We start from the raw sequence: 23,108 nt of genomic DNA, 5'->3' as shown, positions 1-23,108 counted from the left end.
CCAGCCGGCCTACCAGCTGGGTTGACATGCCATGGAAGGCAGCGGGAAGATTCCATCCCTCAACAGTGCCCCGAACGGGCCTCCAGGGAGACTTCACGGATGACCAGCTTCAAGCGCGGCCTCATTGCGCAGACAGTTCTTGGTGCCGCCGCTCTCGCCCTCGCCGGTTTCGCCGCCCCCGCCCTCGCCGACACGCCGAAGGACGCGCTGGTGATGGCGTGGCAGTTCGACGACATCGTCAGCCTCGACCCCGGCGAAATCTTCGAGCTGTCGGGCGCCGAATACAGCGCCCAGGTCTATGACCGGCTGATCCATTTCGACGTCAACGACGTCAGCAAGATCGAAGGCGAGGCCGCCGAAAGCTGGACCGTGTCGCCCGACGGCAAGACCTTCACCTTCAAGATCCGCGACGGCATCGCCTTCCATTCCGGCAACCCGATGACGGCCGGGGATGTGGCGTGGTCCTTCTCCCGCGCGGTAAAGATGAACAAGGGTCCGGCCTTCATCCTGACCCAATTCGGCCTGACGCCCGAAAATGTCGACCAGATGGTGCGCGCCACCGACCCGAAGACCTTGGTCTTCACCACCGACAAGGTCTATGCGCCGACCTTCGTGCTCTACTGCCTGACCGCCGACGTCGCCTCCATCGTCGATTCCAAGCTGGTGAAGGGCAAGGAGAAGGACGGCGATTTCGGCGCCGGTTGGCTGAAGACCAACTCCGCCGGCTCCGGCCCCTTCATCCTGAAGCAGTGGAAGGCAAGCGAACTGCTGACCTTCGACGCCAACCCGAAATACTGGCGCGGCGCGCCGAAGCTGAAGCGCGTGCTGATCCGCCATATCCCGGAGCCGGCGACCCAGCGTCTGCTGCTGGAGAAGGGCGACGTCGATGTCGCGCGCAACCTGAAGCCGGAGCAGTTCGAGCCGCTGAAGTCGAGCGACGCCATCCGTCTGGTCCAGGCGCCGAAGGGCACGCTGTGGTATCTCAGCCTGAACCAGAAGAACGCCACCCTGGCCAAGCCCGAGGTGCGCGAGGCCTTCAAGTATCTGGTCGACTATGACGGCATGGCGGGCACCATCATGAACGGCATCGGTGCCGTCCATCAGGCCTTCCTGCCCAAGGGCTTCCTCGGGTCCGTCAACGACAACCCCTACAAGTACGATCCGGCCAAGGCGAAGGAGCTGCTGGCGAAGGCGGGCTATCCCGACGGCTTCACCGTCAGCATGGACGTCCGCAACACCAACCCGACCCAGGACATGGCCCAGGCGATCCAGGCCAGCGCCGCCAAGGCCGGCATCAAGATCGAGATCATCCCCGGCGACGGCAAGCAGGTGCTGACCAAGTACCGCGCCCGCAACCACGAGCTGATGATCCAGCAGTGGGGTGCGGACTATCAGGATCCGAACTCCAACGCCGACACCTTCGCCTCCAACCCGGACAACAGCGACAATGCCAAGTCCAAGCCGCTGGCCTGGCGCAATGCCTGGGACATTCCGGAACTGACCAAGAAGACCGCCGCCGCCATCGAGGAGCGCGACGGCGCCAAGCGCGCCCAGATGTACGAGGAGCTGCAACGCTCGGTCCTCGCCGACTCGCCCTTCGTCATCATGTTCCAGCAGACCGAAATGGTCGCCGAGCGCAAGAGCGTGAACGGCCTCGTCTGGGGCCCAAGCTTCGACACCAACTACTACTGGAAGGCCGAGAAGAAGTAAGGATGCGGGGGCGCTCGGCGCCCCTTCTCCCTCACCCCCAGGCGCGCACGTCCTCGACCACCACGGCGAGGCTGTCGGACAGGCCGGTCAGCACACCGCGCTGGATGTCGGCCGCCAGCACCACGCCGCCCTTGCCGTCCGGCAGGTCGCGGGTGGCGGTGGCCGACGCCACGACCGTCACCCGCCAGCCATGGTCCACCGCCGACCGCGCCGTGCTGCTCACGCAGTTGTGGGTCATGAAGCCGGCGACGATCATCTCCGTCCGCCCGCTGTCGCGCGCAACCGTCTGCAACTCCGTCCCGGAGAAGGCGTTGGCGAGCTTCTTGACGATCACCGGTTCCCCGTCGCGCGGGGCGACGGCCGGGACGATCTCCGCCAGCGGTCCGGTGGGGTCGAACACCGGCGCGCCCGCCGCGGTGTGGTGGACGATGTGGATCACCGGCACGCCGTTGGCGCGGGCCAGCGCCAGCAGTTCCGCGGCCCGCTCCATCGCCGCATCGACTCCCGACAGCCGCAGGGCGCCGTCGGTGTATTCGCGCTGGAGGTCGATCAGCACCAGCACCGCCTTGTCCAAGGGCGCGGGGGTGGCCGGCGCACCGACGATCTGGCGCAGGGTCCGGGCAGGAAGAGTCGTCATCGGGAGATACTCCGTGGTCGCTGAAAATCGATGACCGCGATGCTGCCCTGTTCACCGATGTGCGACCATTCGCTATGCTTGCACGATGGCTGTTCAGAAATTCACAGGCCCGCTCGATTGGGACGATTTGCGCGTCTTCCTGGAACTGGCACGTGCCGGCAGCCTGTCGGCGGCGGCACGCAGCCTGCGGCTGAGCCACGCCACGGTCGGGCGCCGGCTGACCGCACTGGAGGCAACACTCGGTCGCAGCCTGATGGAGCGCCGGCCCGACGGCTATGTCCTGACCGGGGACGGTGAAAGCGTCCGCGCCCTGGCCGAGGCGATGGACGAGCGGGCGCAGGCGATCCGCCGCCGCGAGGGCGACGCGGCCGGGCTGACCGGCACCGTGCGGCTGACCATGACCCAGGCGCTGGCCGACATCTTCCTGATCCCGCGGCTGGGAGCGTTGCGGGTGGCCAACCCCGCCCTGAACCTGGAAATCATCGTCGACAACCGCACTCTCAGCCTTGCCCGGCGGGAGGCCGATCTGGCGGTCCGGCTGGCCCGGCCGCAGCGCGGCGATCTGGTCGGGCGGCGGCTGGCGACGCTGGGCTATGGGCTGTATGCGGCGCCGGACGCGCCCGACACGCTGATCGCCTATGACGAGTCGATGGCGGAGTTGCCGGAGGCTTTGTGGCTGGACCGCCATGGCGGCGGCCGGCGCGTCGCTTTCCGCTCCAACAGCGTGCAGGGGCAGCTTGCGGCGGCGGTCGCCGGCTTCGGCATCGCCTTCCTGCCCTGCATGCTGGCGGACAGCGTGCCGGGACTGGTGCGGCACCCGCTACCCGGTCCGCCGCCTTGCTCACCATTAACCCGCGAGGTCTGGCTGCTGGTTCACCGCGACCGCCGCGACGTGCCGCGGGTACGCACGGTGATCGAGCATCTGGTGACCGTCTTCACTGCGGAGCGGGAACGGCTGGAAGGCGGTTGACGGTGCCCCGCCACCTCCACCACCCTCCTTCAGCTGTCGCCACAAAAGGCTTGTCCGCCATGTCGTTCCGCTCCCTGTGTCTGGTGGGCCTCGCCATCGTCACGGCAGTCCCCGCCCACGCGCAGTCCCGGCCCAACGACGAAGCCTTCACCAACACGGTTGTCGCAGCCGGGAAAAGCGTCACCCGCACGCAATGCGCCGAGTTTGAGGCGCGGGAAACCGCCAGTTGGGTGGAAGTCGACGGTCGCGGCGAATGCCTGCGCTATTACGCGGCCGGCCTGAAGCCCGGCTCAAATCCGATCGTCGCGGCCTGGATGCATGGCGACGTGATGGGTTCCAGGCCGCAGCAGATCGGGCATCAGGAGGGGTTGAGCGTCGCCGGCATGATCGAACAGGAACGGGTCTTGTCGGCACGCTTCGGCGTGCCCTTCATTTTCCTGGCCCGTCCGGGAGCTTATGGCAGTTCCGGCAAATTCTGGACCATGCGCCATACCCCGCGCGAGGCGGCGCTGATGAACGCCCATCTCGATCTGCTCAAGAAACGCTATGGCATCGGGCATTGGTCGCTCGGTGGAAGCAGTGCCGGAGGCACGCTGACGGCCGAATTCCTGGCCCGCCGCACCGACCTGAAATGCGCCGTCATCTCGTCGGGAGCCGCTGCCTATGAAGCCTATCTCAAGGCGCATGGCGTCAAGACCCGCTTGGCAAAGCCGGAGACTTGGTTCGACCCCTACCGCTCGCTCGACCTGATTCCCAAGGATCCGGCGCGCCGGATCTTGGTCATCGGAGATCCGCGGGAAACGAATGTGCTGTTCCGTACCCAACGACTGTATTTCGACGGCTTGGCGGCACGTGGGCACAAGGCTTGGTTGGTCCCGCTCGAACGGGCCCGGCCGCCCCGCTACCACGGTCTGGTCGATTTCGGCGAAACCGCCACCGGCCTCTGCGCCCAGGGCGTCGAAACGGACAGGCTGTTGAAGACGCTCCAATCCATGCCCGAACAGCCGGAGCGGATCAGCAATTGACCCAATTCAGTAACGCGCCGCCATGAAGTAGAGCCCGTCCGGCGGACAGGTCGGCCCCGCCTTGGCACGGTCACGGGCGTCCAGCGCACGGCGGACGTCGTCCACCGTCCATTTGCCGGCACCGACCAGTTCCAGCGTGCCGACCATGTTGCGGACCTGATGGTGCAGGAACGAGCGCGCGGCGGCATGGACGCGGATTTCTTCGCCCTGCCGCTCCACGGCCAACCGGTCCAGCGTCTTCACCGGCGACTTGGCCTGACACAGCGCAGCGCGGAAGCTGGAGAAGTCATGCTGGCCGACCAGCACCTGCGCCGCTTCATGCATCGCCTCGGCGTTCAACGGACGGGTGACGTGCCAGGCCCGGCCGGATTCCAGCGCCAGCGGTGCCCGGCGGTTGACGATGCGGTAAACATAGGCGCGGCCGGTCGAGGTCAGGCGGGCGTGGAAATCCTCCGTCACCGCCTCCACCTCCAGCACCGCGATGGGCGCCGGCTTCAGGTGGAAGTTCAGGGCGTCGCGCAGCTTCAGGCCGGTGAAGGGCTTCTCCAGGTCGAAATGGCAGACCTGTCCCAGAGCATGCACACCGGCATCGGTGCGGCCGGAGCCATGGACCCGCACCACCTCGCCCGACAGGCGTTGCACCGCCTCCTCCAGGCTTTGCTGGACCGAGGGGCCGTTGTTCTGGCGCTGCCAGCCGACGAAGGGACGGCCGTCATACTCGACGGTCAGTTTCCAGCGCTGCACGACGGTCAATCCGCGACGGGTTGGGCAACTTCGGGAGTGGAGACCGGCTGCCCGACCGCCAGCGCGAAGCCGCGCAGGAAGGCGGCACCGTCCACCGGCGCCTTGCCCGGCCGCTGCACCCTGGTCAGCCGAACGGCCCCGTCGGCGCAGGCGACCGTCAGCCGGTCGTCCAGCAGGGTGCCGGGCGCGCCGGTTCCGGAGGCGGGTTCGGCGGCCAGGACCTTGATGCGCTCACCATTGGAAGCGTCGAACCAGCAGCCGGGCCAAGGGGTCAGGGCGCGGACGTGCCGCTCGACATAGGCGGCGGGCCGGGTCCAGTCGAGCCGGCCATCCTCGCGCGTCAGCTTGGCGGCGTAGGTGACGCCGTCTTCCGGCTGCGGCACGGCGGCCAGCGTGCCGGCGGCCAGCCCGTCCAGCGCCGGGACGATCATGCGGGCGCCGAGCGCGGCCAACTCGTCATGCAGGCTGCTGGCGGTGGTGGCGGGGGTGATCGCCACCGCCTCCCGAGATAGCATGGCGCCGGTGTCGAGCCCGATGTCCATCTGCATGATTGTGATCCCGGTCTCGGCATCGCCGGCCAGGATGGAGCGCTGGATCGGAGCCGCCCCGCGCCAGCGCGGCAGCAGCGAGCCATGCACGTTGACGCAACCCAGCCGCGGCGCGTCGAGGATCGGCTGCGGCAGGATCAGGCCATAAGCGGCGACCACGGCGGCATCGGCCTTGAGATCGGCGAACTCGGCCTGGGCCTCGGCATTGCGCAGGCTCTTGGGCGTGCGCACGGGGATGCCGTGCTCCTCGGCGAAGCGGTGGACGGGCGATTTCTGCACCTGCTGGCCACGACCGGCCGGACGCGGCGGCTGGCTGTAGGCGCAGACGACCTGATGCCCCGCCTCGATCAGCGCGGCAAGGCTGGGCACGGCAAAATCCGGCGTGCCCATGAAGACGAGACGGAGCGGGGTCATCGGATGTGTATCGCCGATCTGTGTTGCGGCCGGTCTTTTACGACAGATCAGGCCGTGGCCTTCTGCATCTTCTGGACCTTCTTCAGCAGGATGTTCCGCTTCAGAATCGACAGGTAGTCGACGAACAGAACGCCGTTCAGATGGTCGATCTCATGCTGGATGCAGGTGGCGAGCATCCCGTCGGCCTCGATCTCCTGCGGTTGGTTCTTTTCATCCAGATAGCGGACGCGGATGCGCACGGGCCGGGTGACGTCGGCGTACTGTTCCGGCACCGACAGGCAGCCTTCCTCGCACACCGCCTTCTCGTCCGACGACCAGACGATTTCCGGGTTGGCGAGGCGGATCGGATTCGGCGGCTCGCCCTTCTCATGGACGTCGACGACGATGACGCGGTCGAGCACGCCGACCTGCGGAGCGGCCAGACCGATGCCGCTGGCGTCGTACATGGTCTCAACCATGTCATCCATCAGCTTGACGACGCGCGCATCCACTTCGGCGACGGGTTGCGCCTTGCGCTTCAGGATCGGATGCGGGGCGACGAGGATCGGAAGACGGGCCATGGGTGCTCGATGCTGGTAAGGGAAAGTTCAAACGGACAAAGTAGGCGGACCGAGCGTTTCGGTCAAGGAATCGGACCTATGCGAACGATGCAGAACCGCCCGCCGTGCGGGGTTGCGCCGGACGCCGGTTGGGCGTAGTCGATGCCGATCATGCCGGACGCCACCACCGCCCCCTCCCCGCCGCCGCGCTGGACACAGGACGCCGCCCTGGCGCTGGTGTTCCTGACCCGCCTGCCCCTTCCCCCCATCGGCCCGCTGAATGGCCTGCTCAGCGGCCCCTTGGCCGAGGGCGCGTCGGCGCGGGCGATGGGCTGGTTTCCGCCGGTCGGCGCGCTGATCGGGTTGGCCGGCGGGGTAGTGTACGCCGCCGCCGCCGCCCTGCACCTGCCGCCGCTGGCCGGTGCGCTGCTGGCCCTGGCGGTGACCGTCAGGCTGACCGGCGGGCTGCACGAGGACGGGGCGGCCGACGTGGCCGACGGCTTCGGCGGCGGGCGCGATCTCGCCCGGAAGCTGGAGATCATGCGCGACAGCCGCGTCGGCAGCTATGGCGTGCTGGCGCTGGTCTTCTCGGTCGGCATCCGCGCCGCCGCCCTGGCCGCCCTGCCGGTGCCAGCGGCGGTTGCGGCTCTCGCGGCGGCCGGCGCCCTGTCGCGCTGCGGGCTGGCGGCGATGGCGCGCGTTTTGCCGGCGGCGCGGCGCGACGGGCTGGCGGCGGCGCAAGGCCGGCCGGCGATGGCGACGGTGCTACTGGCGCTCCTCTTTGGCATCGCAATCGCCGCGCTGGCGCTCGGCGGGCTTGCCCTTCCCGCGCTGGCCGCCTCCCTCCTGGCCGTGGCCGCGATGGCGGCGCTTGCCCGGCGGCAGATCGGCGGGCACACCGGCGACGTTTTCGGCGCGGCGCAGCAGGCGGCGGAGGCCGCGGTGCTGCTTACCCTGTCGGCCCTGATTGGAGCAGCGGCATGACCGCGTTGAGCCTCACCCCCCTGACCGTCACCCGCTGGTGGCTGATCCGCCATGCGCCGGTCCGCAATCCGGACAACGTCATCTGCGGGTCGAGCGACCGCGAGGCCGACACCGGCAACCGCGCCGCGGCAACTGCCCTCGCGGCCGGCCTGCCCAGCGACGCCCTGTGGCTGACCAGCCCGCTGCGCCGCAGCCGCCAGACCGCCCAGGCTCTGTGGAGCCGCAACCCCCGTCTTGCCGGCACCGCCGTGGTGGAGCCGGCGCTTGTCGAGCAGGATTTCGGCGATTGGGAGGGCATCAGCCACGACACCGCGGCCCGGCGCGATGCCGAGGCGGCGGCGCGCTTCTGGGACGACCCGGCCCGCCATGCCCCACCGGGCGGCGAGAGCTTCGCCACGGTGATGGACCGTACGGCGGGCGCGCTGTTGCGACTGACCGACCTCCATGCCGGACGCGATCTGGTTGCGGTGATCCATGCCGGCACCATCCGCGGCGCGCTGGCGCTGGCGCTGGATCTGACGCCGGAAGCGGCGCTCAGGCTGCGGATCGACCCCTGGTCGCTGACCCGGATCGACCACCACCACACCGGGACGGGATCCTGGTCTGTCGGGGGAGTGAATCAGCAGGCCGGAACTTTCTGACCGCGGCGGGCGTTCCCCAGTCTCAGTTGGGCTACCGAACGAGAGGCAGACCATGGTCCATAGCACCACCGCCGGCCACGGCCACAGCCCCGACCAGGGCGACGTCAAAAAGCTCTGGGAGATGATGAAGAGCGTTCAGGTCGCGATGATGACGACGTTGGACGACAACGGCCGGCTGAATTCCCGTCCGATGGCGACGCTGTCCCATGCGGGGTTCGAAGACGGCACGCTGTGGTTCTTCACCCGCGCGCATTCCGAAAAGGTGGACGAGATCGACCGCCATTGGCGCGTCAATCTTGCCTATGCCAACCCCGAAAAGCAGGATTACGTGTCCGCCTCCGGCATCGCCGAAGTCGTGCGCGACCGCGACAAGATCCGCTTCCTGTGGCGCGACATCATGACCACCTGGTTCCCCCAGGGTCCGGACGATCCCGAGGTGGCGCTGCTGAAGGTGTCGGTCGATCAGGCCGAATATTGGGACAGCCCGTCGAGCACCATGGTCTACGCCTATGGCTATGTGAAGGCGAAGCTGACCGGCCAGTCGCCGGACCCGGGCGATCACGCCAAGATCGCGTTCCAGTAACCGCGTTTCGGTGAAAGCCGGCTGTAGATGCCGGCCTGACATGAAAAAGCCCTCCCTGCCGACCGTGAGGCCAGCAGGGAGGGCTTTTCCATTTAACGATCATTAGCTGGGCTCAAGAAGCGCCGCTAATGCTACTTACCAGCTCTTCGCACGGGCCGCCGGCTTGCCGTTGCCGTGGGCTTCACGACGGGCATGACCATGGTCCGGGCGGGCGTCGCCGCGGTGGTTGTCGTTGCGGGCATAGTCCGGACGCGGGCCGCGCGGGGCGTGCGGGCCCTTGGACTCGCCGTTGCGGTGCCACGGCTTGCCGGCGCCGCCAGCCGGACGGCCGCTGCGACCGGCCGGACGGCCGGCGCCACCAGTGGTGAAGGGACGCGTCGGCTCCAGGCCGGGCACCACATGCACCTCGAGCGTCGCCTTCGTGTAGCGCTCGATGCGGACCAGCGTCTCGCGGTCGGCGCGGGCGGCGAAGGAGATCGCAACGCCCGAGGCGCCGGCGCGGCCGGTGCGGCCGATGCGGTGGACATAGTCCTCCGCCGAGCGCGGCAGGTCGAAGTTGATGACGTGGGTGATGTCGCGCACGTCGATGCCGCGGGCGGCGACGTCGGTGGCGACCAGCAGGCGGACCTGGCCGGTGCGCAGACGCTGGAGCGTGCGGTTGCGCTTGGTCTGGTCCATGTCGCCGTGCAGGGCGGCGGCGGCATGGCCGGCGGCGCTCAGCTCCTCGGCCAGCGTGTCGGCATCACGCTTGGTGGCGGCGAAGATGATCGCCTTGCCGACCTCTTCCTGAGCGGCGAAATGCTGCAGCAGGCGGCGCTTGTGGTCGAGATCGTCGGCATGGTGCAGGCGCTGCTCGACGTTGATTGCGGTCGCCTGGCTCTCGACAGCCACACGCTCCGGGTTGCGCAGCAGGTTGCCGGCCAGCTGCGCCATGCGGCGATCCAGCGTGGCGGTGAACAGCATGGTCTGGCGCGTCGGCGGGCAGCACTTGGCGATGGTCTCGACATCGTCGAGGAAGCCCATGTCCAGCATGCGGTCGGCCTCGTCGAGGATCAGCACCTCGACCTCGTCCAGCGAAATGCGGCGACGGGCGACGTGGTCCAGCAGGCGGCCCGGAGTGCAGACGAGAACGTCGACCGGACGCGACAGCAGGCGCAGCTGCTCGCGGTAGGGCATGCCGCCGACCACGTCCACGATGTTCAGCTTCATGAACTTCGCGTATTTGCGGGCGGCGTCGGTGACCTGCTTGGCCAGCTCGCGGGTCGGGGCCAGCACCAGCACGCGCGGGGTGGCGGCGCCGTTCAGCGGCAGCTCGGCGGTGCGGGTCAGCGCCGGCAGCATGAAGGCGGCGGTCTTGCCGGTGCCGGTCTCGGCGGTGGCGAGGATGTCACGGCCCTGGAGCGCCGGCGGAATGGCGGCGAGCTGGACCGGGGTCGGGACGGTGTATTCGAACGCCTCGAGGGACTTCAGGACGAGCGGGTGCAGACCGAGTTCGGAAAACGTCAAGTTGTAACAACCTTCTCAAAGCAACACGGCACGGCCCCGCGCGCCCCTATGGCGGGCGTGGGACATACCGGCGGACTCGCCGGGAGGAGGTCGATAGAGGGAGAGGCGTCTATCCGATGCAGCGGCCATTGCGTCCCTAGAACCCTGGGACGTTTGCCCCCTAAGGGACTGCCGTTGCGCAATCACAGCGCGTCTCGCTCAAGAGACGCGCGAGCCTCCAGCGATCAAGGCGCTCTAGATATGCTATTGCGTCGCACAACACAAGCCCCATCGCCGGACGAGCCCCGCGTGCATCACTTGACGACCATGCGTTCGATGTAGATGTCGCGGAACAGGCCGGTCCCCGCCTCGTGGTTCACGGCCTCCTTGATGCGCGCCTTCAGGATTTCGGCGGAACCGGGGCCGGTCAGGGTTTCGCTGTCGATCCGGCCGACGGTCTGGAACAGCCGGTCGGCAATGCGGTCCTGATAGCGCAGGATGCGGTCGGGTTCGACCTTCGGCGCCAGAACCAGCGAGATCTGCATCTCCACCGCCCGCACGCTGCCGAGCGGCACCTCGAGCGCCGGCAGCCGTGCCAGCTGAGGCTTCGGCCCCATCCGCGTCTCGACCCGCCGCTGTTCCAGGATGCGGTCCAACGCAATGCCGCCGGCATAGGCCAGCCCGGCCAGCGTGAACAGGGCGATCAGGACGACGATCAGCAGACGGGTGGGGTTTCCCGGATCGGGCTGCGTTTCATGGTGCGTCGCCAGCTCGTCCCGCAACGGGTCGGGAGGCGGGGTCGAGAACAGGTTTCCGTGCAACGTACGATGCGTGGCCATGATCGGCCTCCTGGGTCGGCTTCCTGGGGGCGGCCTCTTGCGGTCGGCCTCCTGCGGGCCGGGCGGGAGCAGTGTGGAGCGTAGCGCGTCGGGTGTTAAGATTCGGTGGAGGGGGCGCCCTGTCTCACCGCACGCACTCGGCCAGCCCGTCCCGCCGCACCACCGCCATCCGCCGCTCGATCACTCCGGCGCGGCGGGCGACATAGGCGCTGGGCCGGGTGGGCGACCAGTTGCGCGGGCTGGGCAGCACCACCGCCAGCAGCGCCGCCTCGCGCCGGGTCAGGGCCGCGGCTGATTTGTTGAAGTGGTGCTGCGCCGCCGCCTCGGCGCCATAGACGCCGTCGTCCCACTCGACGATGTTCAGATAGACCTCCAGGATGCGGCGCTTGCTCCACAGGCTTTCGATCAGCAGGGTGAACCACGCCTCCGCCCCCTTGCGGGTCCAGCTGCGGTCGGGCCAGAGGAAGGCGTTCTTGGCGGTCTGCTGGCTGATCGTGCTGCCGCCGCGCAGCCGCCGGCCCTCCTCGTTCTCCTCGAAAGCGCCCTCGATCGCCGCCCAGTCAAAGCCGCCATGACCGCAGAAGCCGGTGTCCTCCGAGGCGATCACCGCCTCGACCAGCGCGGGAGAGATGCGCTCCAGCGGTTCCCAGTCGCGCGACAGGCCGGAGCCGCCCAGCGCCCGGATCAGCATCAGCGGCGTCGCCGGCGGCGGCACGACCCGGTAGAGCGCCGCCCACAGGATGGTGAAGGCCATCAGCCCCGCGATCCCGATCAGCGCCCAGCGCAGCAGTTTCCGCATACAGCCCCGTCTCCGCTCGGCTCCTTCGGACTTCCCTCAATGGCGGTGAAGCGGTGCGCCGTCAACATGCGGCGCTCGCTTTGCGGCACGCCACCGCCATATAGTGCCGCCGATGGACCTGACAGCCGATCCCACCCCGCTCCACAGCCTCGACGACGCGCCCGCCATGGTGGCCGGCGCGCGCCGTGTCGTGTCGCTGACCCTCGACGGCGAGGTCGAAGAGCTGTCGCTGGCCGCCGCCGCGGCGAAAGTGCGCCGCCAGCCCCCTCTGGTCTGCCACGCCCGCGCCTTCGCCCGCCGATTGGGGATCGACGCCTTCCCGGCCTTCGACGTGCTGGAACTGTTCGCCTTCGTCCACCCGGCCCGCTTCTGCGTCCCCACCCCGCGCGGCATCGCCGAGGCGCTCGACCTGCCCACCCCCGAGGGTCACGAGGCGGAGGCGCTGGCCCTCCAGCGCGCCGTGCGCCGTCTGCTGGGCGACTTGGGCGCTGCCGGACGGGAGGAGTCCTCCGATCCCGTCGCCTTCGCCTGGGAGATGGGGCGTGCCGGCTGGCCCTGGGCGGCGGCGGTGCTGGCCGCGCTCGGCAAGCCCGACGGGCCGGAGAAAGGTGCCGCCCGCTCGGGCCTGCGCGTCTGGACCCGCATCAAGGAGTGGGAGGAAGGCGCACCGCCGCCGCCGCCCGCCCAGAACCCGGTCGATCCGGACGAGGCGCGCCGCCGCCTCGCCGCCATGCTGTCGGCCAACGTTCTGGGCAAGGTGGCGGAGCCGCGGCCGCAGCAGGCCGACTATTCCAGCGCGGTGTCCGCCGCCTTCGCCCCGCGCCAGCTTCCCGACACGCCGAATGTCGTGCTGGCGGAGGCCGGAACCGGCGTCGGCAAGACGCTGGGTTATCTGGCGCCGGCCACGGTCTGGGCGGAGAAGAATGGCGGGACGGTGTGGATCTCCACCTATACCCGCAACCTCCAACACCAGATCGATGCCGAGTTGGACCGGCTCTATGCCGACCCGGCAACCAAGGCGCGCAAGGTGGTGCTGCGCAAGGGGCGCGAGAACTACCTGTGCCTGCTGAACCTGGAAGATGCGGTACGCGCCATGCCCTTCCAGCCGCACAACGCCATCGGCGTCGGACTGATGGCGCGCTGGGCGGCGGCGACGCGCGACGGCGACATGACCGGCGGCGACTTCCCCGGCTGGCTGGTCGACATCGCCGGGCGCGGGCCGACCATGGGGCTGGCCGACCGCCGCGGCGAGTGCATCTATTCCGCCTGCGACCACTACGCCCGCTGCTACATCGAGAAGAGCGTGCGCCGCGCCCGCCGCGCCGACATCGTCATCGCCAACCATGCGCTGGTGATGGTGCAGGCGGCTCTCGGCGGCGGCGAGGAACCGACGCTGCCCAGCCGCTATGTCTTCGACGAGGGGCACCATGTCTTCGACGCCGCCGACAGCGCCTTCGCCGGCCATCTGACCTGCCGGGAGACGCAGGAGCTGCGCCGCTGGCTGCTGGGCGCCGAGGAGACCGGCCGCAGCCGCGCCCGCGGCCTGAAGCGCCGGCTGGAGGACATCGTTGCCGGCGACGAGGAGGCTCTGCGCCATCTCGACGATATCCTGATCGGCGCCCGCGTCCTGCCCGCCGACGGCTGGTCGGCGCGTCTGGCCGCCGACAACCCGCAGGGCCCGACCGAGCGCTTCCTGCTGCTGGCCCGCCAGCAGGTCTATGCCCGCACCGCCGGCCAGGGAGGCCCCTACAGCCTGGAGGCCGACAAGGCCTATCCGGTGGACGGCCTTCTGGAGGCCGCGGCGGAACTGGAGCAATCCCTGGTCCGCCTGTCCGAGCCGGTCGAGGCGCTGGCCCGCCGGCTGGCCCAACGGCTGGAGGACGAGAGCGCCGAGCTCGACTCCGACCAGCGCCGCCGCATCGACGCGCTGTCGCGCAGCCTGCACCGCCGCGGCACACTGACGGTCGAGGGGTGGCGCGCCATGCTGCGCACCCTGCCGACCGAGACGCCGTCGCATTTCGTCGACTGGTTCGCGGTGGAGCGGATCGACGGCCGCGACATCGATGTCGGGCTGTACCGCCACTGGGTCGATCCGACGGTGCCCTTCGCCGAGGCGCTGGCCGGTCCCGCCCATGGGCTGGTGGTGACCAGCGCCACGCTGACCGACGGCACCGGCGACATCGGCCAGGACTGGCGCGCGGCGGAGGACCGTTGCGGCGCCAGCCACCTGCCGGCCCCGGCGATCCGCGCCCAGGTCCCCTCCCCCTTCGACTACCCGAACCGCACCCGCGTCTTCGTCGTCAACGACGTGCGCAAGGACGATCTGGGACAGGTCTCGGCGGCCTACAAATCGTTGTTCAAGGCGGCGGGCGGCGGCGGGCTCGGCCTGTTCACCGCGATCAGCCGGCTGCGCGCCGTGCGCGACCGCATCGCCGAGCCGCTGGATCAGGTCAACATCCCGCTCTATGCCCAGCATGTCGATCCGCTGGACGTGTCGACCCTGATCGACATCTTCCGCAACGAGGAGCACGCCTGCCTGCTCGGCACCGACGCGGTGCGCGACGGGGTGGACGTGCCGGGGCGCAGCTTGCGCCTGATCGTCTTCGACCGCGTGCCCTGGCCGCGTCCGGATATCCTGCACCGCGCGCGGCGCGAGGCCTTCGGCCGCCGCCGCTACGAGGACATGATCACGCGGCTGCGCCTGAAGCAGGCCTTCGGCCGGCTGGTCCGCCGCGCCGACGACACCGGGGTCTTCGTCCTGCTCGACCCGATGATGCCGAGCCGGCTGGCCGGCGCCTTCCCCGAAGGGGTGGAGATGCGGCGCGTCGGACTGAAGCAGGCGGTCGAGGAGACGGCGGAGTTCCTGCGGGGGTGGTGAGGGCGGTCCGGCGCCTCACCACCTCCCGTTCCGTGGCCCGTCAGGCGGCGCGCAGCTCGCTGAGGAAGCTGTCCATCGCCTGTTTCAGCATCGCAGCCTGCCGGGCGAGATCGTCCGACGCATGCTTGACGTTGTTGGTGGCCGCCCCCGTCTCGTTCTCCGCCTGCTGAATGCCCAGGACGTTGCGCGAAACCTCGGTCGTGCCGACCGCCGCCTGCTGGGCGTTGCGGCTGATTTCGGCGGTGGCGCCGCTCTGCTGGTTCACCGATTCCGCCATGTCGGCCGTGGAATTGCTGATTTCCTCCACCTGACCGATGATGCTGCGCATGGCGCCGACCGTCCTGCCCGAGGCCGCCTTGACCGCGCCGATCTGGTTGGTGATCTGCTCGGTCATCGCGTGGGTCTGGTTGGCGAGGTTCTTCACCTCGCTGGCGACGACGGCGAAGCCTTTGCCGGCCTCGCCGGCGCGGGCCGCTTCGATGGTCGCGTTCAACGCCAGCAGATTGGTCTGGCTGGCCACCGCATTGATCGACGCCACGATCTGATCGACCTGATCGATGGAGGCGGACAGCAGATCGAGCTGGCGCTGGGCCTCGCCAGCCCCTTCGGCCGCCAGACGGGAGCGGTCGGCGGCACGCCCCACCCGGTCGGACAGCTCGCCGATCGAGGCGGACAGTTCCTCCGACGCGGCGGCGACCGTCTGGACATTGGCGCTCGCCTGCTCCGACGCGGCGGCAACGGCGGTGCACTGGGCGCCGACCTCTTCGACGGCGGCGGCCAGCTGCGACGAGGTGGCCTGCAACTCGGTCGCGGAACTGCCGACCGCATCGACGATGGAGCCGACCCGCTCCTCGAAGGACCGGGCCATGTCCAGGGTCCCCCGGCGCTTTTCCGCAGCCGCCTGGACTTCGGCATCCTTGGCGTCCTGTTCCAACTGGCGCGTGCGGATCATGCTCTGCTTGAACACATCCACCGTCCGCGCCATTTCGCCGACCTCGTCGCCACGGCCGGCCCCAACCACCTCCGTCGTGGTGTCGCCGGTCGCCAGACGCGCCATCGCCGCATTCAGGGCGGCGACCGGACGGCGAATGCCATAGACGACCAGCAGCACGGACCCGATGGCACCGATGACAAGTAGCGCGACCGCAATCGACAGGGAGTTGAACACCGTCTGGTTGGTCTTGTCGGTCAGATCGTCGGACGAACGGTACACTCCGGCCGACACCTCATCCGACAGCTTTGCCGCCATGTTGAAGGCCTCCACCACCTGGGGGCGCCCTTCCTTTCCATAGACGGCGGCAGCCCCGGCGTGATCGGCCTTTTCCTTCGCCGCGAAGAGCTTAGGCAACGAAGACTTCACCATTGCCGTCAGTTCCGCGATCCGCGCCACCTTGTCCTTGTGTTCAGGCCTGACCAGACGGTTCATCACCGTGCTCGAATCGGCGATGGCCGCCTGAATGTCGTCCATCGCCTTGACCAGAGGCGGAAGTCCCGCGGGATCCTGAAGCAGCAGCACGTTGTTGGCCTGACGGCCGAGGTTGGCGAGGTCGCCGCGCATGCGTTCCAGCTTCAGCGAAAACGTCACGTCTCCATCGATCAGCCTGCTGTAGCGGTCGTCGATCTCACCGATCCGGTTGCTCATGTAGATCGACAGCCCCAGCGTGATCAGGCTGAGAACCGCCACCACCGCGTAGATTTTCGTGCCGATCCGGAGATTTTCGATAAGTTTCACAGCGACACCTCAGCTGACCTCTGAAAAGAGCGGTTTCCCCGCCGACTTCGGCCGACATGGCGAAAGCAATTCCAGACTCACCTAGGTTCACACGGTAAAGAATACCTTAAAGAATCGATGGGAAAATGTTCGGGCGATAAATGGACCGAGCCGCAAACAACAACAATCTCAATAAGATTACATCGCTGACTCAAGTCCGAATGCCTGTCATCCCCCTGGCGCATACACCGCCAGCAATGCAGACAGCGTGACCACGCTCAGCACCGTCGACACTAGGATGGCCGAGGAGGTGCGCTCCACATAGGTCTGGTACTGGCTCGCCACCACGAACGTCAGGGCACCGGTCGGCAGAGCGGCGAGGATCACCGCGCTGCCGGTCCAGAACGGGTCCATCGGAAACAGCGTCTGCGTCAGCACCCAGGCCAGCGCCGGGTGGACCAGCAGCTTCAGGGCGCTGATCCAGCCCGCCTCCGCCAGCCCGGCGGTCAGCCGTTGCGAGGCCAGGAACAGGCCGATGGCGAACAGCGCGCAGGGTCCGGCGGGGGAGCCCATCAACTCGCAGAATGTCGCAATCGGCTTCGGTACCGCGACGCCGGGCAGCAGCGCCGACCAGGCGAGGCCGGCGGCGGTGGACAGGATCAGCGGATTCTTCGCCAGCGCCCGGCCGACATCGCGCAGAGCCTTGCCCAGTCCGCTGCCCTGGCTGTTGGCGAACTCCATCCAGATCACCGCGATGCCGACCATGATGGCGCTCATGATGACGGTGGCCAGGATGGTGGGGGCGAGCCGGTCCGGCCCGAAGGCGGCCAGGAACAGCGGAATGCCCATGTAGCCGGTGTTGGAGAAGGCGGAGTTCAGCCCCTGCATGCATTGGATCTGCGTGCGCTCGCGGTAGACGAGGCGGCCGATCACCGCGCCCAGGGCGTAGACCAGCAGCATCGACCCCAGGAAGGCGCCGATGAACGGACCGTTGAAGATCTCCGGGATCGACCGCCGTGCCGTGCCGAGGAACAGTACCGGCGGCAGCGCCATCCAATAAACGAACTTGTTCAGCGCCTCCGACGAGGCGGCGCCGAGCAGCTTCGACTTCCCGGACAGGAAGCCGGCCAGGATGATGGCGAATACGGGAAATGCGACATTGAGGACGACGTTCATGGTGCGCGACAATAGGCAACGCCAACCGTCGCGTCGAGCGGCCGACCCCTCCACTCCCGGCATGGCACCCTTGACAGCGCGAAGGCGGCGTCGGACGCCATGCTTGACGCCGCGGAAGCGGCGTTCGAGATTGCCGACCTTACACGCGACCACTCCCCAGCGGAGACCGCCCCATGAGAAAGCCGACCGATTCCATGATCGACCACCACAGCGCACTCATCTACGTCATGGTCCTGGTGTCCGCCTGCGACGGCGACATGACCGACCTTGAACTGGAAGCCATCGGCGAGAATGTGCGCTACCTGCCGATCTTCAAGGACTACAGCGGCGATCAGGTGATGGCCGCCACCCGCGAATGCACCACCATGCTGTCCGACAATGACGGGCTGGACACCGTGCTGACCATCATCGAGCAGGCGCTGCCGTCCAAGCTGCGGGAGACCGCCTATGCGGTGGCCTGCGACATCGCCGCCGCCGACCCCAAGGCATCGCAGGAGGAACTGCGCATGCTGGAACTGATCCGCCACCGGCTGGGGGTCGACCGGCTGTGCGCCGCCGCCATCGAGCGCGGTGCCCGCGCCCGCCACATGCGCCTGTGACCCTAATCCACGTATAGTGAAAGCCTCGACATGACCGAAGAAACCATCCGCCCCGATCTCGCCGGCCAGCGCGTCGGCGTCATCGGGCTTGGCCTGATGGGCAAGCCGATGGCCCGAGCGCTCGCCCGTGCCGGCGCGGAACTGGTGGTGTCCAGCCGCAGCCCCGGCCCGGTCGCCGAACTGGCCGCGGAGGGGATGATCGCCGCCACCGGCCCGGCTGCCGTCGCCGGACAGGCGGGAATCGTCATCCTGATGCTGACCGACACCACGGCGGTGGAGACGGTGGCCGAGGCTCTGCTGCCGGTCCTGCGCCCCGGCCATCTGGTGATCGACATGGGCACCACCGCCGTCGCCGCCACCCGCGCGCTGGCCCAGCGCGTCGCCGCCGCCGGGGCGGAGTGGCTCGACGCGCCGGTTTCCGGCGGGACGGTGGCGGCCGAGGGCGCCATCCTCACCATCATGGCCGGCGGGTCCGAGGCTGCCTTCGCCCGTGCACTGCCGGTGTTGCAGGCGATGGGCCGCCGCATCACCCATGTCGGGGACAGCGGCGCCGGCCAGATCGCCAAGTCGGCCAACCAGGTCATCGTCGCCCTGACCATCGGCGCGGTGGCCGAAGCGCTGGCGCTCGCCCGGGCGGCCGGCGCCGATCCGGCCAAGGTGCGTGACGCCATCCGCGGCGGCTTCGCCGAATCCCGCATCCTCGACCTGCATGGCGGCCGCATGGTCAGCGGCGACTTCACGCCCGGCGGCCGCGTTACCACCCAGGTCAAGGATCTGAAACAGGCAGAGGAGCTGGCGCAGCAGTCCGGCATCGACCTGCCGACGCTCGGCCTGTCGCTGGAGCTGTTCGAGATGCTGGTGGACCAGGGCGATGGCGCCCTGGACCATTCCGCCCTCTACCGCCTGTTCGCCCGCTGACCCCGGCGGGTGGCCGGGGGCGGAGCGCGATGCTCCGCCCTCCGGTCGCCATCCTCCGGCCTGTCATTCCCTCCGTTGCGGCAAAGCCCCGCTTTCCGCAAGTTTCTTCTCAAAACGGTTGAGGATAAGCGCCGCATCGTCCATTCTCCCGGCTTTCCACAGGGTGGCAAAGCACGGCCGACCCCTTTGTCTTCACAGGACATCTACACAGGTCAGGCGGCGATGACGGGCGAGCGCATCTATCTCTACGACACCACGCTGCGCGACGGGGCGCAGACCCAGGATGTCGATTTCTCGGTCGCCGACAAGATCGCGATTGCCAAGGATCTCGACCGGCTGGGCATCGACTATGTCGAGGGCGGCTGGCCGGGCGCCAACCCGACCGACGACCAGTTCTTCGCCGAGGCGCCGGAGCTGACGCGCGCCACCTTCACCGCCTTCGGCATGACCCGCCGCCCCGGCCGCAGCGCCGCCAACGATCCGCAGCTGACGGCGCTGGCGCAGTCGCGCGCCAAGGCGGTCTGCATGGTCGGCAAGAGCTGGGACTTCCATGTCGACGTCGCGCTGAACATCCCGCGCGAGGAAAACCTCGACCTCATCCGCGACAGCATCGCGGCCCTGCACGCCGCCAAGGGCGAGGCGCTGTTCGACGCGGAGCATTTCTTCGACGGCTACAAGCGCAACCCGGCATATGCCGTGTCCTGCATCAGGGCGGCGTTCGAGGCCGGGGCGCGCTGGATCGTGCTGTGCGACACCAACGGCGGCACGCTGCCGCACGAGGTCGACGCCATCGTCCGCGAGGTGGTGGAGACGCACGGCATCCCCGGCGACCGGCTCGGCATCCATTGCCACAACGACACCGAGAACGCGGTCGCCAACTCGCTGGCCGCGGTGCGGGCCGGCGCGCGGATGATCCAGGGCACCATCAACGGGCTGGGCGAGCGCTGCGGCAACGCCAACCTCGTCTCGCTGATCCCGACGCTGATGCTGAAGATGGGCTACGAAACCGGCATCCGGCGCGAGGATCTGCCGATGCTGACCCAGCTGAGCCGCGCCTTCGACGACCGGCTGAACCGCGCGCCCAACCGCCACGCTCCCTATGTCGGCGCCAGCGCCTTCGCCCATAAGGGCGGGCTGCATGTCTCGGCGGTGGAGAAGGATCCGTCCTCCTACGAGCATGTGGCACCCGAGGCCATCGGCAACCGCCGCCAGATCGTCATGTCCGACCAGGCCGGCCGCTCCAACCTGATCGTGCGGCTGCGCGACATCGGCATGGCGGTGGATGCGAAGGACGACCGCCTTGCCGGCCTGCTCGATCTGGTCAAGCAGCGCGACAGCGACGGCTACGCCTACGACACGGCGGAGGCCAGCTTCGAGCTGCTGGTCCGGCGCGAGCTGGGCGAGGTGCCGCGCTTCTTCGAACTGCTGCGCTTCCACGTCACCGACGAACGCCGCTACAACGCGGTCGGCAAGCTGGTGGTGGAATCGGAGGCGGTGGTGCGCGTGCGGGTCGGCGACGCCGTGCGGATGGAGGTTGCCGACGGCAACGGTCCAGTGCATGCGCTGGACGTCGCCATGCGCAAGGCGCTGGAGCCGGCCTATCCGGCACTCGCCAAGGTCAGCCTGTCCGACTACCGGGTGCGCATCCTGGCCGCCAAGGAGGGCACCGGCGCCATGCCGCGCGTGCTGATCCGCAGCGCCCGGACCGACGGCGCCGAATGGTCGACGCTGGGCGTGTCCACCAACATCATCGAAGCCTCGATGGAGGCACTGGTGGACAGCTACACCTACGCCCTGATGAAAGGCGACGCGAAGCCGGTGTAAGGACCGGCGGTGCAAGGGCCACGCGGCACCTTCCCAGCATGGCGATGTTCTGTTAGCTAGAGCGGTTTCGGGGCGCTCGCATTCACGCGGGGCCGGCTCCGGTCATCAGCGCCCGTATTGCCGCGGGTCCGCTCTCGGAGGATCATCGCCATGCTCTGGCTCGCCGCCTATATCGGCAGCATTCTTGCCATCAACTTCGCCTTCAGCCTGTTTCCGCACCTGGATCTGGTCTGGTCCTGCTGGGCCGGCCTGATCTTCATCCTGCGCGACATGGTGCAGGTGCGCTTCGGCCACTGGGCGCTCGCCGCCATGCTCAGCGGCACCGTGCTGTCCTATCTGCTGACCGACCCCTTCGTCGCCACCGCCAGCGTCGTCGCCTTCGCCGTGTCGGAGATGATCGACTGGGCGGTCTTCACCGTCACCCGCCGCCCGCTGCGCGACCGGCTGTGGATCAGCGCCGCCCTGTCGGTGCCGGTCGACACCGCCATCTTCTTCGGCATGCTGGACGTCTGGGACCCCACCGTCTGGGCCGCCAGCTTCGCGTCGAAGCTGCTGGGCGTCTCGGTGGTCTGGCTGCTGATGCGCGCCCGCGACGGGCGTGTGGCGGTCGCGGCGTAAGGGGCTGGGTTCGAACGCTCCCGCCTTGATCCTCCCCCGCCGGGCGGGGGAGGATGGGCGGAGGTTTGGCCTCTCCTTCAGAACCGCTTCACGAACCGGTTGAACAGCCGCCCCAGCGGTCCGGTCATCCGCAGCCCGCCGATGGTGGTGGCGAGGCACAGGCAGCCTTCCGGGTCCGACACCGGCCGGTGGATCAGCGACGGGTCGCCGACGGCGATGTCGCCCGGCAGAAAGGCGCCGAACTCGTCGGAAAAACCGCCCTCCAGCACCACGGTCAGCTCGATGCCGCCATGGGTGTGCACCGGCACGCCGACGCCGCCCTTCATGCGGATCAGCTTGGTAGTCCCGTCCGGACCGGACAGCAGGTCCATGCTGCGCATGCCGGGCTGGAGGAACCGCCAGCCGCCCTCCCCCAGCCGCCCCTCGCGATCGAGCCGTCCGCGCAGGTAGCTGCGCAGGGGTTCCGGATAGCGCGACTGCTGCGCCGACGGCTTGACGGCCGGGCGGCAGGGCGCCGGCCGCTCATGGTCCAGGCGGGCCATCAGCGCTTCCAGGCAGCCGTCGGACAGCGGTTCCGGCTCCAGATCGTCCAGCAGGGCGCCGCCGACCGCCTCCATCTCCGCCACGGCGTGGCGGCAGGCGGGACAGAAGGCCATGTGGGTGGCGACGGCCAGCGACGCGCCTTCGCACAGGGCGCCGCCGGCATAGTCGATCAGCAGGGTGTCGCCGGGGTGGTGGCTCGGCCGGTTCATCGGAAATGCCTCATCCGACATCCTTCAGCGACCGGCGCAGGCGTTCCATCGCCAGACGCAGGCGCGATTTGACGGTGCCGAGCGGGATGCCGTGCTCCGCGGAAATGACGCTGTGCGGCTTGTCCTCGAAATAAGCCATGCGCAGAAGCTCGGCCTGTTCCGGCGGCAGATCCTTCAGCGCGGCGCGCAGGCGCCCGCTGCTCTCCTTCGCCTCGATCCGGCGGTCGGCGGCCTCATCGGGTTCGGGCACCAGGGCGGGATCGTCGGGGTCGATCTCCGGCCGCTGTTCGCGCCGCAACACATCGATTCGCTTGTTGCGGGCGATGGTGAACACCCAAGTGCCGGCCGAGGCATGGATCGGATCGTAGGTTTCGGCACGACGCCAGACCAACAGCATGACCTCCTGAACAAGCTCTTCCGCCGCGCCGGAATCGCATCCCAACCGGCGCAGATAGGTTTTCAGCCGTGGCGCGAAGTGGCCGAACAGAACCCCGAACGCCTGGCGGTCCCGCTCGCGCCCTACGGCAACGAGCAGGTCTTCCAGGCTGGGGGCCATGTCGGCCGCGGGGGTGTGCTGGTCCTGCATGGTCCCATTCAAGGGGAACATCGGCTTCCGCACAAGCCGGGGATAGCACCCATTCCCGGAATTCGCGGCAGCCGCCCCGTTTTCAAGACCTCTGCGTCAATCCTGCATCCCACGGGCTTTCACGCCGG

Annotated in this window: 22 protein-coding genes; 11 read left to right on the top strand and 11 right to left on the bottom strand. The window is 68.7% G+C overall.

Annotated elements, in window-relative coordinates; all coding sequences use genetic code 11:
• Positions 1-99: 99 nt before the first annotated feature.
• Complete coding sequence (locus ABNQ38_RS25890) at positions 100-1,710, top strand: ABC transporter substrate-binding protein (protein ID WP_377808723.1); 1,611 nt, start codon at positions 100-102, stop codon at positions 1,708-1,710.
• Positions 1,711-1,741: 31 nt separating this feature from the next.
• Here the strand turns inward: ABNQ38_RS25890 and ABNQ38_RS25885 are convergent, their stop codons facing one another.
• Positions 1,742-2,347, bottom strand: a complete 606-nt coding sequence (locus ABNQ38_RS25885; RefSeq protein ID WP_377808722.1) for a cysteine hydrolase family protein — start codon at positions 2,345-2,347, stop codon at positions 1,742-1,744.
• Between the two features lie 85 nt (positions 2,348-2,432).
• On the opposite strand from ABNQ38_RS25885, the gene ABNQ38_RS25880 reads away from it, so the two are divergent.
• Together ABNQ38_RS25880 and ABNQ38_RS25875 are read left to right on the top strand one after the other, a co-directional pair.
• Positions 2,433-3,317 (top strand): LysR family transcriptional regulator, encoded by an 885-nt coding sequence (locus ABNQ38_RS25880; protein WP_377808721.1) that lies wholly within the window; start codon positions 2,433-2,435, stop codon positions 3,315-3,317.
• A 2-nt stretch (positions 3,318-3,319) separates the two neighbouring features.
• Positions 3,320-4,342, top strand: coding sequence for an alpha/beta hydrolase family protein (locus ABNQ38_RS25875; RefSeq protein ID WP_377810119.1), 1,023 nt, complete (start codon positions 3,320-3,322; stop codon positions 4,340-4,342).
• 6 nt (positions 4,343-4,348) lie between these two features.
• On the opposite strand, the gene truA is transcribed toward ABNQ38_RS25875, so the two are convergent.
• Genes truA through def form a run of 3 tightly spaced genes read right to left on the bottom strand, consistent with a single transcriptional unit; the run spans position 4,349 to position 6,608 of the window.
• The gene (gene truA, locus ABNQ38_RS25870; RefSeq protein ID WP_377808720.1) at positions 4,349-5,086 is read right to left on the bottom strand and encodes a tRNA pseudouridine(38-40) synthase TruA; all 738 of its coding nucleotides are present in this window, start codon (positions 5,084-5,086) and stop codon (positions 4,349-4,351) included.
• A gap of 5 nt (positions 5,087-5,091) precedes the next feature.
• A complete protein-coding gene (gene fmt, locus ABNQ38_RS25865) occupies positions 5,092-6,048 on the bottom strand; it encodes a methionyl-tRNA formyltransferase (RefSeq protein WP_377808719.1) in 957 nt (318 codons plus the stop codon).
• 47 nt (positions 6,049-6,095) lie between these two features.
• Complete coding sequence (gene def, locus ABNQ38_RS25860; protein ID WP_098739148.1) at positions 6,096-6,608, bottom strand: peptide deformylase; 513 nt, start codon at positions 6,606-6,608, stop codon at positions 6,096-6,098.
• A gap of 141 nt (positions 6,609-6,749) precedes the next feature.
• Here def and cobS point away from each other — a divergent pair, with 141 nt between their 5' ends.
• From cobS to ABNQ38_RS25845, 3 genes are read left to right on the top strand one after another with little or no spacing between them, the layout of a single operon-like run.
• Positions 6,750-7,571, top strand: coding sequence for an adenosylcobinamide-GDP ribazoletransferase (cobS, locus tag ABNQ38_RS25855; RefSeq protein ID WP_377808718.1), 822 nt, complete (start codon positions 6,750-6,752; stop codon positions 7,569-7,571).
• Positions 7,568-8,212, top strand: coding sequence for a histidine phosphatase family protein (locus tag ABNQ38_RS25850; protein ID WP_377808717.1), 645 nt, complete (start codon positions 7,568-7,570; stop codon positions 8,210-8,212). The genes cobS and ABNQ38_RS25850 overlap by 4 nt, the downstream gene beginning before the upstream one ends.
• 52 nt (positions 8,213-8,264) lie before the next feature.
• Complete coding sequence (locus ABNQ38_RS25845; protein ID WP_377808716.1) at positions 8,265-8,795, top strand: pyridoxamine 5'-phosphate oxidase family protein; 531 nt, start codon at positions 8,265-8,267, stop codon at positions 8,793-8,795.
• A gap of 135 nt (positions 8,796-8,930) precedes the next feature.
• Here ABNQ38_RS25845 and ABNQ38_RS25840 read toward each other — a convergent pair whose 3' ends face one another.
• The 3 genes from ABNQ38_RS25840 to mtgA all read right to left on the bottom strand — a co-directional run bounded on the left by ABNQ38_RS25840 (position 8,931) and on the right by mtgA (position 11,918).
• Complete coding sequence (locus ABNQ38_RS25840) at positions 8,931-10,301, bottom strand: DEAD/DEAH box helicase (protein WP_109047959.1); 1,371 nt, start codon at positions 10,299-10,301, stop codon at positions 8,931-8,933.
• Positions 10,302-10,594: 293 nt separating this feature from the next.
• On the bottom strand, positions 10,595-11,119 hold the full coding sequence (locus tag ABNQ38_RS25835) for a flagellar basal body-associated FliL family protein (RefSeq protein WP_377808715.1): 525 nt from the start codon (positions 11,117-11,119) through the stop codon (positions 10,595-10,597).
• A 124-nt stretch (positions 11,120-11,243) separates the two neighbouring features.
• A complete protein-coding gene (mtgA, locus tag ABNQ38_RS25830; RefSeq protein WP_377808714.1) occupies positions 11,244-11,918 on the bottom strand; it encodes a monofunctional biosynthetic peptidoglycan transglycosylase in 675 nt (224 codons plus the stop codon).
• 112 nt (positions 11,919-12,030) lie between these two features.
• Between mtgA and ABNQ38_RS25825 the strand changes: the two genes are divergently transcribed.
• Positions 12,031-14,796 (top strand): ATP-dependent DNA helicase, encoded by a 2,766-nt coding sequence (locus tag ABNQ38_RS25825; protein ID WP_377808713.1) that lies wholly within the window; start codon positions 12,031-12,033, stop codon positions 14,794-14,796.
• A 40-nt stretch (positions 14,797-14,836) separates the two neighbouring features.
• On the opposite strand, the gene ABNQ38_RS25820 is transcribed toward ABNQ38_RS25825, so the two are convergent.
• Both ABNQ38_RS25820 and ABNQ38_RS25815 read right to left on the bottom strand, forming a co-directional pair.
• Positions 14,837-16,528, bottom strand: a complete 1,692-nt coding sequence (locus tag ABNQ38_RS25820; protein WP_377808712.1) for a methyl-accepting chemotaxis protein — start codon at positions 16,526-16,528, stop codon at positions 14,837-14,839.
• A 207-nt stretch (positions 16,529-16,735) separates the two neighbouring features.
• Positions 16,736-17,683, bottom strand: a complete 948-nt coding sequence (locus ABNQ38_RS25815; protein WP_109452611.1) for an AEC family transporter — start codon at positions 17,681-17,683, stop codon at positions 16,736-16,738.
• Between the two features lie 173 nt (positions 17,684-17,856).
• Here ABNQ38_RS25815 and ABNQ38_RS25810 point away from each other — a divergent pair, with 173 nt between their 5' ends.
• The 4 genes from ABNQ38_RS25810 (at position 17,857) to ABNQ38_RS25795 (ending at position 21,642) form a co-directional block, all read left to right on the top strand.
• Positions 17,857-18,282, top strand: a complete 426-nt coding sequence (locus ABNQ38_RS25810) for a tellurite resistance TerB family protein (RefSeq protein WP_377808711.1) — start codon at positions 17,857-17,859, stop codon at positions 18,280-18,282.
• 30 nt (positions 18,283-18,312) lie between these two features.
• Positions 18,313-19,200, top strand: coding sequence for an NAD(P)-dependent oxidoreductase (locus tag ABNQ38_RS25805; RefSeq protein WP_377808710.1), 888 nt, complete (start codon positions 18,313-18,315; stop codon positions 19,198-19,200).
• Positions 19,201-19,422: 222 nt separating this feature from the next.
• Positions 19,423-21,024: a citramalate synthase gene (gene cimA / locus ABNQ38_RS25800; protein WP_377808709.1), complete on the top strand. Its 1,602-nt coding sequence runs from the start codon at positions 19,423-19,425 to the stop codon at positions 21,022-21,024.
• 150 nt (positions 21,025-21,174) lie between these two features.
• Positions 21,175-21,642, top strand: coding sequence for a preQ0 transporter (locus ABNQ38_RS25795; protein ID WP_376957219.1), 468 nt, complete (start codon positions 21,175-21,177; stop codon positions 21,640-21,642).
• A 77-nt stretch (positions 21,643-21,719) separates the two neighbouring features.
• Here ABNQ38_RS25795 and ABNQ38_RS25790 read toward each other — a convergent pair whose 3' ends face one another.
• A complete protein-coding gene (locus tag ABNQ38_RS25790; RefSeq protein ID WP_377808708.1) occupies positions 21,720-22,394 on the bottom strand; it encodes a ChrR family anti-sigma-E factor in 675 nt (224 codons plus the stop codon).
• 10 nt (positions 22,395-22,404) lie between these two features.
• Entirely contained in the window at positions 22,405-22,980 is a 576-nt protein-coding gene (locus ABNQ38_RS25785; protein WP_376957223.1) for a sigma-70 family RNA polymerase sigma factor, read from the bottom strand.
• Positions 22,981-23,108: the final 128 nt, after the last annotated feature.

The sequence above is a fragment of the Azospirillum sp. A29 genome (assembly GCF_042604625.1).
GTDB lineage: Bacteria > Pseudomonadota > Alphaproteobacteria > Azospirillales > Azospirillaceae > Azospirillum > Azospirillum palustre.
Note: the sequence above shows the minus strand (reverse complement) of the source record. Positions and strands in the feature narration are given on the sequence as shown.